This is a genomic window from Lachnospira rogosae (ex Hitch et al. 2025) (assembly GCF_040096455.1).
Lineage (GTDB): Bacteria > Bacillota > Clostridia > Lachnospirales > Lachnospiraceae > Lachnospira > Lachnospira rogosae.
Map to the genome: position 1 here is coordinate 32,352 of NZ_JBBMER010000005.1, position 13,899 is coordinate 46,250.

The 13,899-nt window shown below is 35.3% G+C and carries 10 protein-coding genes; 1 reads left to right on the forward strand and 9 read right to left on the reverse strand.

Annotated elements, in window-relative coordinates:
* Window positions 1-29: 29 nt before the first annotated feature.
* The 5 genes from rfbF to WMO14_RS07930 all read right to left on the reverse strand — a co-directional run bounded on the left by rfbF (window position 30) and on the right by WMO14_RS07930 (window position 4,346).
* Window positions 30-806, reverse strand: a complete 777-nt coding sequence (gene rfbF / locus WMO14_RS07910) for a glucose-1-phosphate cytidylyltransferase (protein ID WP_022502956.1) — start codon at window positions 804-806, stop codon at window positions 30-32.
* A 52-nt stretch (window positions 807-858) separates the two neighbouring features.
* The gene (locus WMO14_RS07915) at window positions 859-1,797 is read right to left on the reverse strand and encodes a GDP-mannose 4,6-dehydratase (protein WP_090139433.1); all 939 of its coding nucleotides are present in this window, start codon (window positions 1,795-1,797) and stop codon (window positions 859-861) included.
* 77 nt (window positions 1,798-1,874) lie between these two features.
* Window positions 1,875-2,903: a GDP-mannose 4,6-dehydratase gene (gene gmd / locus WMO14_RS07920; protein ID WP_022502958.1), complete on the reverse strand. Its 1,029-nt coding sequence runs from the start codon at window positions 2,901-2,903 to the stop codon at window positions 1,875-1,877.
* Between the two features lie 35 nt (window positions 2,904-2,938).
* Window positions 2,939-4,009 (reverse strand): mannose-1-phosphate guanylyltransferase, encoded by a 1,071-nt coding sequence (locus WMO14_RS07925; protein ID WP_022502959.1) that lies wholly within the window; start codon window positions 4,007-4,009, stop codon window positions 2,939-2,941.
* Window positions 4,010-4,160: 151 nt separating this feature from the next.
* Window positions 4,161-4,346, reverse strand: a complete 186-nt coding sequence (locus tag WMO14_RS07930) for a hypothetical protein (protein WP_055175633.1) — start codon at window positions 4,344-4,346, stop codon at window positions 4,161-4,163.
* 199 nt (window positions 4,347-4,545) lie between these two features.
* Here WMO14_RS07930 and WMO14_RS07935 point away from each other — a divergent pair, with 199 nt between their 5' ends.
* On the forward strand, window positions 4,546-6,624 hold the full coding sequence (locus WMO14_RS07935; RefSeq protein WP_349153614.1) for a hypothetical protein: 2,079 nt from the start codon (window positions 4,546-4,548) through the stop codon (window positions 6,622-6,624).
* Window positions 6,625-6,801: 177 nt separating this feature from the next.
* Here WMO14_RS07935 and WMO14_RS07940 read toward each other — a convergent pair whose 3' ends face one another.
* From WMO14_RS07940 to WMO14_RS07955, 4 genes are all read right to left on the reverse strand, one after another.
* Window positions 6,802-8,787, reverse strand: coding sequence for a hypothetical protein (locus WMO14_RS07940; RefSeq protein WP_022502961.1), 1,986 nt, complete (start codon window positions 8,785-8,787; stop codon window positions 6,802-6,804).
* A gap of 84 nt (window positions 8,788-8,871) precedes the next feature.
* Window positions 8,872-10,710 (reverse strand): thiamine pyrophosphate-binding protein, encoded by a 1,839-nt coding sequence (locus WMO14_RS07945; protein ID WP_022502962.1) that lies wholly within the window; start codon window positions 10,708-10,710, stop codon window positions 8,872-8,874.
* Between the two features lie 227 nt (window positions 10,711-10,937).
* Window positions 10,938-12,713 carry a DUF6311 domain-containing protein gene (locus WMO14_RS07950; RefSeq protein ID WP_022502963.1) on the reverse strand — a complete coding sequence of 592 codons (1,776 nt, stop codon included), beginning with the start codon at window positions 12,711-12,713 and terminating at the stop codon, window positions 10,938-10,940.
* Entirely contained in the window at window positions 12,694-13,887 is a 1,194-nt protein-coding gene (locus tag WMO14_RS07955) for a glycosyltransferase family 4 protein (protein ID WP_022502964.1), read from the reverse strand. The genes WMO14_RS07950 and WMO14_RS07955 overlap by 20 nt, the downstream gene beginning before the upstream one ends.
* Window positions 13,888-13,899: the final 12 nt, after the last annotated feature.

The window sequence follows — 13,899 nt, forward strand, 5'->3', positions numbered from 1 at the left end:
CTTTATATCTTATCCCTTCCTGATAATAATTACCATTTTTTCCAAGGAGCTGTTCCTGTGCTAAGATACTTCTCAAGCATATCCATTTCTCTCTTGTTATCCATACACTGCCAGAAGCCATTGTGCATATAAGACATAAGTTGTCCTTCCTTAGCAAGCTTCTCAAGTGGATCTTTCTCAAATACTGTGTTATCACCTTCAATATAATCAAATATTTCAGGATTAAGTACCATATAACCAGCATTGATTGGTGCACCATCCATAACACTCTTCTCTCTGAAAGACTTAACAGCATTATCTCCGCCAATATCAAGAACACCCTTCTGCTGTTCAAGCATAACTGATGTAAGAGTAGCAATCTTTCCGTGTTCCTTATGGAACTCTACAAGCTTTGATATATCAACATCACATACGCCATCACCATAAGTCATAAGGAAAGGTTCATTACCTACATACTTCTGTACTCTCTTAATTCTTCCACCTGTCATAGTATTAAGTCCTGTATCAACTACAGTTACCTTCCAAGGCTCACAATGCTGTTCGTGGATTATCATATCATTAGAACCTTTAGTAAAGTCAAATGTAATATCACTATTATGAAGGAAATAATCAGCGAACCATTCCTTTATTACATACTGCTTATAACCAGCACATATAATAAATTCATTAAATCCATAATATTCATATTCTTTCATAATATGCCAAAGAATTGGCTTACCGCCAATCTCAATCATTGGCTTTGGCTTAAACTGGCTTTCTTCACTTATTCTTGTTCCGAAACCACCAGCTAATAATACAACCTTCATACTGTTCCTCCAGTCTTTTTTAAGTATATTTAATATCCTTTTATATTTTTCATCAATCCACACTTCTCCAATGCTCAAGTGTTTCTTTAAGAGTCTGCTCTAATGAAATAACCGGCTGCCAGCCGACTTCACTCTTAATCTTGTCTATGTCAGGTTCTATAATTGGAACATCTACAGGGCGTAGCTTATTCTCATCAACCTTAACCTCAATGGCTGTATCAGACATTGCTACTATCTCATCAAGTATCTGACTGATTGCAATTGCGTGTCCAGTTCCTACATTATATGTCTCTCCACGTCTGCCATGTTCAACAAGAAGTGCATAGGCCTTTACTACATCTCTTACATCTGTAAAATCTCTCTTGGCACTTAGATTACCAACATATATAACTGGCTCCTGTCTGCCTTTCTCAATATCTGCAACCTGCTTGCAGAAATCAGCTACAACAAACATAGGTGTCTGGTTAGGACCTATATGGTTAAATGCCCTTACCATCATTATATCAAGGCCATAAGCATCAGAATATATCTTTCCCAACATATTCTGGCATGCCTTTGTAGCGGCATATATATTACCTGGACGAACTGTATTATCTTCAACAATCGGACATTCACCCTCTTTGATATGTCCGTATTCTTCACCTGAACCTATAAGAAGTACTCTTGGCTTTTTATCAAGCTGTCTTACAGCATCAAGAAGATTAACACAGCCTTTTATATTAACATCAATTGTAAGCGTTGGATTCTTCCACGAATATGCAACTGATGACTGTGCAGCAAGATGAAATATATAATCAGGCTGTTCAGCCTTAAGCAATTCTACTATCTGTCCAATGTCAAGAATATCAAGATTCTTAACAACTGCATTATCCATAACAAGCTGTTCTTTCTCTGTCTTAGTAACTGTAACCTCGTATCCACAATCATCAGTAAGATGTCTTACAAGATATGGACCGACAAAACCGCCTCCGCCAATTACTAATGCTTTCATATATTACCTCATTTCTGATAATCAAATATTGTCAGGACAGAATCTCTGCCCTGACTCCTCGTAACATTTAACATTTATTAGTTATTAGCTTCTGCTTCTTTCTTTACTAATTCAAGGTCATTCTTAACCATTCTCTCAACTAATTCCTGGAAAGAAATCTCTCTCTTCCAGCCAAGCTTTGCTTCTGCCTTAGCTGGGTTACCAATAAGAAGTTCAACCTCTGCTGGTCTGAAGAAGTCCGGATTAACCTTAAGTACAACCTTACCTGTTGCCTTATCCTTTGCTATCTCATTAACGCCTTCGCCCTCGAACTCAACTTCAATTCCTGCCGCAGCGAATGCTGTCTTGGCAAATTCTCTTACTGTTCTTGTCTCATTAGTAGCGATTACATAATCATCTGGCTCTTCCTGCTGTAAAAGTAACCACATAGCTCTTACATAATCCTTTGAATGACCCCAGTCTCTCTTTGCATCAAGATTACCAAGTTCAACATGATCCTGAAGGCCTAACTTAATACGTGCTACAGCATTAGTAATTTTTCTTGTAACGAACTCTTTTCCTCTTCTTTCTGATTCATGGTTAAAAAGAATTCCTGAGCAGGCATACATGTTGTAGCTTTCTCTATAGTTCTTTGTTATCCAATGTCCATAAAGCTTAGCAACTCCATATGGGCTTCTTGGATAGAAAGGTGTATCCTCTGTCTGAGGGATTGCCTGTACCTTACCAAACATCTCTGATGTTGATGCCTGATAAAATCTGCACTCTGGCTTAACTATTCTGATAGCTTCAAGCATATTAGTTACACCGATAGCATCAATATCTGCTGTTGTACAAGGTGTATCCCATGATGTAGCTACAAAAGACTGTGCAGCAAGATTATATACCTCATCTGCCTGTGATATTCTCATAGCTGATATTAATGATACGATATCCTGCATATCTGCATATATAAAATGTATCTTATCCTTAATATGGTCTACATTACCGTAATCAACGACACTCTTTCTTCTCATAAGGCCATATACGTTATAGCCTTTTTCAAGAAGAAGTTCTGCTAAATAAGAGCCGTCCTGTCCTGTAATACCTGTAATTAATGCATTTTTCATAATTCTACTCCATTCTTTAATTTAGTCTGCATATTTTATAAATATTCATTCTTTCCTGCTTCTCTTAAACTTGCAAGGACTTTCTTTATCTCTCCAGCATTCTCTTTAGTTGAAATAAGTGTCGCATCTTTAGTATCAACAACAATCATATCTCTTAAGCCTACTGTTGCTATAAGCTTGTCTGCTCCTTCAATTACACAGTTCTTTGTATTAACAGTAACAACATTGCCGTTGACAACATTGCCATCTTCATTGTTCTCTTTAATTCTACCGACTGCAAGCCAAGAGCCAACATCATCCCAGCCAAAATTACCAGCTAATGTATATATATCATCAGCCTTTTCCATAATTCCATAATCTACTGACTGTGATTCAAGGTCAGGGAACTCTTTCTCAAGTGTAGCCTGATAATCAGCTGTTCCAACAGAAGCCTTAATCTTCATAAGTCCATCATATGTTGATGGCATAAAGCTCTTAAAACAGTCAAGTATTGTTGAAACCTTCCATACGAACATACCTGAATTCCAAAGATAAGAACCATCTTCAAGATATGACTTGGCTGTTTCAAGGTCTGGCTTTTCAACAAACTTTTCAACTGAATAGCTCACACCTTCCTTGTTATCCTTATTATATTTGATATAACCATAGCCCGTCTCTGGATAATTAGGTGTAATACCTACTGTTACAAGATTAGCTCCGCTCTCAGCAACCTCACAGGCATTAACAAATGTATCTTTAAATATATCATTATGCTTAATAAGATGATCTGATGGAAGAACTATCATAACTGCATCATCATATTTAGATGCAACGTGTACCGCTCCAAGACCTATACAAGGTGCTGTATTTCTTCCTATTGGTTCACAGAGAATATTCTCTTCTGGAATACCTGGAAGCTGTTCTTTAACAAGCTCTCTATAATTAGCATTTGTTGCAATATATACATCTTTAATGTCAACTAATGGACTTATTCTTTCCACCGTAAGCTGAATCATCGTCTTACCGTCATCTGTTAATGACAAGAACTGCTTTGGAAGGTTCACTCTACTCCTTGGCCAAAATCTCTCGCCTTTTCCACCTGCCATTATCAATGCTGTTTTTTTCATGATATACCTCATTTCTTAAATAACTGAATATTTAACGTTTCAATATAGGCACACTACGCCTTTCTATAAGCTTTAAAATTATATCCCAACAGACCCTATTTGTCAATTTTTCCTGGCTTTATATTCACTGAATTATGGTCTTTGCATAACATTATCTTAACTTGTAGAAACTTAATGTGCCATCATTACTTACAATTGGTGAAATGCCAAGCTTTTCTGTAAGCTGGCTCTCTATCCTTCCAATAAACTCTTTATCATTCTCCCATTGGGCAGTTCTTTCTTGTGTCATAAGCCCCTTATCTGGATTTTGCTCTTTAACGCCTGCACACACTGCCAAGTCTATCTTTAATCAGTTCACTATTCCCTTAATTAATTATATTTATAATAATTTTATCAAACTGGACTTTATTATTCAACAATATGTATCTGTTTTATTAGACATTTTCTATATGATATTATATAATAAATCATTAGCTTTCCAGCAACGCCAACTGGCATTAAAGCTTTTATATTCTATAAATAATAGGAGATAATGTATGTCATATAACTTAATTAACCAGTTCAAAAAGGATAATAAAATAACACCTAAGGGTATCCTTTTTATTTTTATGCTGTTCGTTATTGTTGTACAGTCTGCAATAATTATTTACAGTAACTTATTTGAACTTGAACATCACCTTGGATTTGATGCTTCATCAGCTTATCTGCAGGCTGTTGAAATATGGAGATGTAAATCTTTAGTTCCATCAACCTTTGCACTGACAACTACTCTTGGTCTTGATTCACCGACTCCGCTTGCCGCACTTTTCTACGGCATTACAGGAAATATCTTTCTCGGATTTGGAATCGCCAATATTATACTTGATGTTGTAATAGCTGTTATATTCTATAACCTATTAAAGGAATTCAAATTATCCGCTTTTGAGATTGCTCTTGGATTTATCTTCCTTTTATGTCCATTTATGACACCAGACCATTTCATAGATAACAACCTTTCTTATTTTGCAATGGTTCTTGGCGAGCAGGGCTCTTACAGCGTAAAGATAATAACTATGCTTCTTTTATTATGGGTTGTCGTACAGTTAGAACACCGTAATAATAAAGCTTTACAGGCTGGCTCAGAAAATGTATCGCACAACAATATCAAATTATATATATCAATTGTATTTGCAACACTTTTCTCTATGCTTACAGCAATTTCAAGTGGAATATATGTTGCTATTACAATATTAGTTCCTTGTGTGTTCTACTATGTCTTTAAGATTATCTATAAGAATTCTTTAAAGGTGCTTAAAGACTATGGCTTTATATTTACTATGGCACAGCTTGTATTAACATTTGCCTGCAAAGCCATATCAGGTCATATATTTGTTTTCCAGTCTAAAGAAAGCTCTATGGTATTAACAGGTATATATGAATTCTGGCACAACATAGGAAGTCTTATAATGGGATATCTGCAATTACTGTGTGGAATTTCTATTGAAACAACAACAAGCCTTTTCTCATTCAGGGGAATAATCCAGATATTATCCATAGGCTTTATATTATTCATATTAATTCTTATGGTAATATCTGTTAAACGCATTATTAAAGAAATAAAACAGAAGGATATCGACTTTACAGAGATAATTCCATATACAATAATATTAGTTAATATCGCAATATTCATATTCTCTTATACTTTATATGATGGATATTTTTTTGAATACCGCTACCTTATTATTGTATACCTTATGCAGATTGTAATATGCTTAAAGGCTATTAATAAGCTCAGTGATGAGCATATATTTAAAGCACTCATTACATTTGCAATATCATTCGTGCTCTTATGTGAAAGCGTTGGATTATTCAGGCTCTATCACGAAAAGACTATAGACTCCGATACTCTTGTTCCTCTTCTTGAAGAAGTCGATACTCTTGATGTTCCTATAGCATATGTATGGGGTACAACTTCTGCGCAAATGCAGATAGATGCAAGAAATTTCAGAATAATGGATCTTAATCTTGTATACAGAACACTTACTGATGATACTTATCAGAGAAGCAACCGCTGGGGCGATTATCTTTATTATGATGAAAACAGCCAGTGGACAGGAAGAACCGTGCTTATCACAACACTTGATGATTTGACAACACTTCCTGAATTTATAGTTAACAAATATACTTTTGTTAATAATTACGGTGATTATCTTATATATGTATCAGAAATCAATCCTTTTGATTTAACTGCATTCGATAATAACTGTACCAAAAATATTAATTTTATGTATTCAGAAGGCGTTGATATTGGATGGGCTGAACTTGACAGTAATGGCTATCTTGTCGCTGATGATACTGTTTCTGGCAACATTATGAATATGACACTTCCTGGTGTTGAAAAAGGAACATATTCCGTTACAATAAACTACTCATCTGATGACAATAATTTAGATACTTATTTTGAAATATGTAACCTTGCTGATGACAGTGTTATTGCCAAGGCTTCTGCCTCAACAGATAATGAAACTATAATTAATAATATCGAAGTTAATGATACTTCTGATTTAATAATTAAATGCTTCAAAAAAGACGGCTACAGCCTGATATTAAAGAATGTGCATATTAACAGGAAATAGCTGGAATAAATCTTATATCAATAAAATCCCCTTATATATTGGAAATACAGCCAGTAAGATTTCTATCTTCTGGTCATACAACCAATATATAAGGGGTATTTTATAATTATTATAATGTTATAAACACAACTAAATATTTTAACCGGACATAACCAATTAATAATTTAACCTCTATTATTAATTAACTGGAACCCAGTATTCAAGCACTGCTGAGCCTACTGTAAATTCATCTGATAATTCAAAGCGTTCATAGAATTTATCAAGATTAACACCTTTATCAGTTAAAGTATAATGTGCATTATAATCCATAATTATCGGCTCATCAATGTTATCAAGTTCATTCTGTAAATATTCCAATGACTGAGGATATACATCTAAATCTGCAAAGTCTATAAAATAATATCCACTATCCCAGCCAAGTTCGTAATATACCATAGGAATTGAAAATCCTATCGCCTTAGTGTCTTTAGCACATACATCCGCTATATGCTGTATCTCACTGTTATATACTTCTGTATTTCTCATATCTGACAGTTCATTACCGCCCTCAACATATGAATAGTTGTATACTCCTGCCGCACACATAGCAAGAAGTATCCCTGCTGACAATGCCGCAAAGCCTTTTAAGAGTATCGAAAGATATCCTGCCTTGCTCTTCTGGTAATTCTTTATACAGTAATCTGCAAATACAGCAATCATAATCACTGTTGTAAAATGAACAATTGTAAGATTACCATACGCTGTACGGTTAATATAATATGTCATCTGCCCAAGTGCCATAACTGCAACAACTGCCATAAAGGCATCATATCTGCTGTCGTCAATATTCTTATCACCTGTATTAAGATTAGAATTAAAGAAGACATTCCCTATAAAAAACAATCCAAAAAATGCTGTTATAAGCCATGCAACAATACCTTTCTGGTATTCATATCTAAGATAATCAAAATAGTCTGAATTCATAAGTGGGAATATGAACTGCTTAATGCTTATAAAGCTTCCACCCATAAGAACATTGATAATTCCTGTAATAACCCACGCTCCTGCTATTGTTCCTATAAGTGCCAATACAACAATCAATGTGTTTGTATACAGACCTGCCTGTTTGAAATTATATTTTTTGACATTATCAATAATATAGTATGCTGCTACTGCTATAGTGTATACAATGCCTGTTTCAAAGTTCCATATTACTGATATCATAAGCAGACATACATTAATAATTATATATACAGGCTTATAACAGTATTTTCTCTTAACACCAAAGAATAAATAAGCGAGTATTATGCCTGCAAATAATGTTCTATGTGGTACAAGCTGGAAGTAAACTCCTGTATGCAGTGAACAATTAACAACAATAAGTGCAGTAACCGCCATTATTCTGACTGCATTGTTACTTACAAGTTCAATTATTACATAGGCAGCTGCCATATATGAAAATGCTGACAAGGCTGCCATAAGTATCATAAATGTATTAATACCACCACCAATAAGCTTTAATATTGGGGCTAATATAAGTGCATAATATCCATACACACCTGAATTAAGACCGCTTCTTGCAACACCATTAACCGCTGAATACACTGTATTAAAATACGCATCAAAATGATATACATTATAATCTGTTGAATACACATTAGGCAGATAAAATGAATAAGCATATATAAGCCCTGCTACTACCGCAAATAAATACAGATACACCTTATTCTTAACCGGTTGTACCACTGCATTTTCTTTCTTAATAACAGCAAGCATTATTATAAATATAGCTGTCAATGCAATCACAGTAATCTTTTCATTAGCGTGATACAGGTAATCATCTGCTGCCGGTCCGTCAAACAGATTAACCTCATTAAGATAACAGCCTATAAGTATGCCGAATACAACTAATATAATAAGAGCTGATATAACACTGTACACTTTATTATTACTGCCTGATAACTTTAATCTGTTCTTTACTGCCGGAATGTTCATAATAATACATACCAGCAGGCAGAACACAAGAAGAAATACAGCATATGGAATTATATTTGATGTAATCTTTCCACTGTATACAGGATTGCCCTCTATCTTATATACATACAGCTCAATGCCAGCTAATACAACAAGATATGCTATGCCTATGCTGAATATTTTTCTTATTAAATTATTCTCACTATTCATTATTATTAACTCTCTATTATTAACTCTTTATTACTGATTATTATTACAACCAGCTATTTTATATTCATAATTTCATTGTCTGATTTATTCTTCATCCAATAATGGTATAAACATAATCTCTTTAAGTTCTTCTCTTGATAAAAATGGAGCTAAATCCTCAAGTGGAGGACTTACAAGTGTTCCGTCCTCTAATCTCTTAGTACTGCTCTTTGGCTCCCATACCTGCTTGGTATCTGTAAATATTTCACAGAATACAGGACCATCTGCCTCTAATACCTTATCAACTGTTTCCATCATCTCTTTGTTAGATGAAGCACTGTAATAATCATAACCAAATGCTTCAGCAATCTTCTTGAATTCAGGGAAAGATAAATCTCCTGACTCTGGACCAATTCCTATTTTGCAATGCTCTTTAAACAGATTATTCTGTGTAAGTCTTATTGAATGATAACCATTGTTATTAATGAGGAATACTTTAATTGGAAGCTTGTTAGTAATTATTGTCTGGAGTTCCTGCAAATTCATCATAATACTGCCGTCACCCTCAAGGCATATAGTAGTTCTTCTGCCGCCACCGATACAAGTACCAATAGCTGCTGGAAGTCCGTATCCCATACTGGCAACAGCACTGTTGTTAGCCATTCTGCTGCCTTTTTTAATGACATAAGTCTGATTACCTACAACACAGCACGCCCCATTAGATACTGCTGTAAGGCTGTTCTCTGGAAGCTGGCTGCTTAAGTATTTAATAAATGCGTATACATTAGCTGTACTTCCATTTTCCTCCCATTGCTTTGGCTGTACAACAGGATATTCCTTTTTCCACTTCAATGTTGTACTGCACCACTCATCTCCTCTGAATACAGGTGCTATATCTGAAGCGTATTTATCAAGCTTTGTAAGGAAATCCTTTGCATCTGCCCATACTGGCATTTCAACGTGGATAGTTGGCTTCTTTAACTCAGCTTTATCTATGTCTACCATTATTACTTCTGCGGCTCTCGCCCAGGTCTTCCAGTTATATCCTGTCTGGCGGATTGATATTCTTGTTCCTACTGCTAATATAAGGTCAGAATTCTGTATAGCCCAGTTACCTGGTCTGTCACCCATATTACCAGCTCTTCCACAATAAAGAGGATTATCATCTTCAATAAGGTCAACTGCATTCCAATATGTCACGATAGGAATATTAAGCTTCTTGGCAACTGAACGGAACACATCATATGCACCCGAAAGTCTTATTCCATAACCTGCGTGAAATACTGGTCTTTTCGCATTCTTAATCTTTTCAAGAACAGCCTTGACAACGCTATCCTCAACAGGCGGTGGAAGCAGCTTATCATCTTCCTCTGGATCATAACCCCTTAATTCATCTGTTTCAATATATCCACCCTGATAATTAACCGGAATATCTATCCATACAGGACCTGGTCTTCCTGTTGTAGCAAGGTGCCATGCCTTCTCAAGAGCATATCTTATATCCTTAGGGTCTTCAATCATAGTTGCATATTTAGTCATATTAGATACTGACTTTACTATATCATATTCCTGATCACCCATAGCTCTTAACGGAGTTTCAGTATACGATAAGGCATACCTTGCTGTTGTATCATATCTTACCTGTCCGCTTATTATAAACATCGGTATTGAATCAAGCCAGCCGCCAACTACACCTGTAAGTGCATTAGTTCCACCCGGTCCAGTTGTAACACATACTGCTGCAATTCTGTTATCAATTCTTGCATAGCTTTCAGCCGCCATAGCACAAGCCTGTTCGTGATGATTATAAGTTACCTTAAGCCCTTCATTGTGTCCAAGTGCATCATTAAGGTGCATAGCTCCTCCACCTACTACAGAAAACACATCTGTAACACCGTGGCTTACAAGAAAATCTGCAACATAATCAGCTAAACGTATTCTCATATTCTAATCTCCATTCTATTAATCATTTTATAATTATTCTTATACTTTACAAATATTCGTATACTGTCAATATATAATTCTACCGGATTCTCTGTGTCGCCCAAAATCGTATCGCTTATATCTTCTATTTCGCAGACGTGAACCACATACACATATGAGCAATATAAATCATAGCTTCATTATTATCATCACTAAACCATTTTTAATTCTATCCAGAGCTATGTCATCTAAAACTTATAAAAGCTAAGACAGCCATTATCACTTATAACCGGCTTTGTTCCTGTTGCTTCTGTCAAATCACTTTCTAACTGTTCTATCTGTTCTGCAAGGTACGCTCTTCTGTCAATATATATTCCGGCAAAACCCGCTTCCTTTAAAGCCTTAACCATATCATCGGCTTTCAGGCTTCCGATTTCTTCATTCCAGCTATCGCCTTCTCTTCCCTTAACAGAACCATAGCTCCATTTAAGTGTGTCTGAATGAAGATAACCAACGAAAAGATGATAATCCCACATATCATTCTGTGACTCACCCTCCGGATATTTATGATATGGAAGCTGATAAATCATAGAGCCATCATCAACTGAACTTTCAATGTATGACACAAGCTTATCATCACTTGCATATTCATCCTGTATTGCCTTATAGGTTTCTGTTGGTGTCTTGCCACCGCAGCCTTCCCATATACTAAACACACATACAAGTCCTGTCACTGCTGTTACAATAATTGAAGCTGTGCGTTTATCAGCTTTAAGCTTATCAACAATAGCTCCCATAAGCATAGCCACCGCCAATATACATACATATTCAATAAATATTGAAATTCTGTTATAGCCTCTTATCTTATCTGTGATCAGAAATGCTATCATAGTTCCAAGTCCGCTTGTTGTACCAAGAAGCACAAGCATAATATTAATCTCAGAAAGTGCTCCTAATCTCTTCTTTAATGCACTGTCCCTGTTCATAAACAAAGTGAACATAAGTATAAAGAAACCAATGATTGCAATAATTCCAAGGTATTCTGTAACATTTTCATTAAGATATGTAGTATTGCTGTCATACATATCTATAGCTTTCTGTATTATACCTATGCCATGTGCATTTCTAGGCATAAATAGCATAATAAGCTTTAAACCATACATTTCTGTTTCAATAAATCCAGCTCTTGATACAGCATCCTGATTAGCACCGTGCTGTAAATTGTATATCTTGGCTGGCACCATACAAAGAATAAAGAATACTGCAATAACTACACATATTGAAAGTGCTCTGACAAACCCTTCCGGCTTCTTATTCTTTAACCACTTGCATACACCTGTTACAAGAAGTATAAAGCAGGTGAAATATGGATAATAACCTATTCCATTATTAGCAATAAGCAGTGCAATTACAATTACAACATAATTGATTGGTCTTTTAAAGAACTGCTTATCAAACTTAAACACTTCTTCTCTTTCAAGAATATAAAAGCATAAAAGAAATGATAAAGGCACAAAATAAGCCTCTGCAAGCACCATATGTCCCACACCTCTTGCAAGCATAAATGGTGACATTCCATATACTGCTGATGTCAATGCTGAAATCCAGCAGTTAATTCCAATCTGTCTCATTACGATATATGACACAATTCCTGCAAATATAAATATGCTTAAATATGTAAGATTAAATCCTACAACAGCATTACCGCCAGCAAGGAATACAAATATTTTCATTATAACCATTCCGGCATTATGCAGATAGTTAGCTGAGAAATCATACATCTGTGTTCCATTTGGTGCACCCAGCCTGTCCGTTGTCATAATCCAGCCCTGTTCTGAGAACATCTTGGCATCTACAAGCATACTAAGGTCATCTCCGCCTGAATATGCTATTGGATATGTTATATCAAAATTAAATAGATTAAACTTATAAATCATTGCCACTGTTATAATAAACAGCATAAGTATAACACTTGCATATTCCTGCCAGTTATTCTTCATATGATTACTTATTTTCTGCTTCATTCTTCTCTCCCACAAGCTTAATTATGTCATCAAACTTCTTCATAATATCTTCCCACTGGAAGTAATCTTCAACATACTTTCGTGCATTCTTACACATAATCTCATATACATCTGTATGTTCAAGCAGATAATTAACACAGCCTTCGAATTCAAAGAAATTCTTGTAATAAAGACCACCATTACTCTTAACGCAGTGGCCCTTTAACACATCACATATACCATTAACTATAACTGGCTTTGATAATGTCATAGCTTCTAATACTGAAATTGAAAGACTCTCGAACTTAGATGGAAGTATAAGTGCCTTAGCACCGCTTATTCCGTCAAATTTATCCTCATCAGTAACGAAACCAAGACTTATAATATCAGGGTGCTTAGGTATCTCACATACCGCCTTGCCCATAAGCACAAGCTTAAGATTATTCTTATTACGCTTTTTATATTCCATAAAATAATTAAAAAGTCTTGGACAATCTTTACCTTCATCAATACGTCCTACATATATAACGTAATTATCAAGGTTATATTTCTTCTTAAATCTATCAGCATCAACAGTTGTTGGGACATCTACACCAACACCGCATACTTCGTATGGAACATCTTCATTATGGAATATTGAGTGTACAAGATCCTTTTCCTCGTCTGTAAGGAATACAAACGCATCCGCAGCCCCGAACACCTTTTTATACATATCAAAATGTATAAATGGTTCCTGATGTGCTGTAGGAATAAATATTGCCTTATTCTTAATTCTTACAATACTCTTAACCGCTGTATAGTAAAGATAAGTTACAACAATAATTGCCTCATATTCGTCCTGATGTTCATCAACATATTCTACAAGCTCTGGACAATATGGTCCCATATGCTCTATCCATCTGTCCGATAATTCTTCGCCCGCATTGGGATTAGAAAGCATTTCAGAATCAAGTGCTGAGAATACCTTAGGAATTCTTTCGTGTACTGTCTTAAATCTTCTTACAGTTACACCATTAATATCCTCAACACCTTCCTTGTAATAATTCTGCCATTTAACATATTCAACAGCACAGGAAGTAAGAACTTCTACTTCATACTTAGCCTTAAGTCTTTCAGCAATCTGTCTTGAATAAAGTTCAGAACCGCCATTAACCTCTAATCCGTATCTTTGATTTATAATAGCTATCTTTTTCATATTTATCTCCGT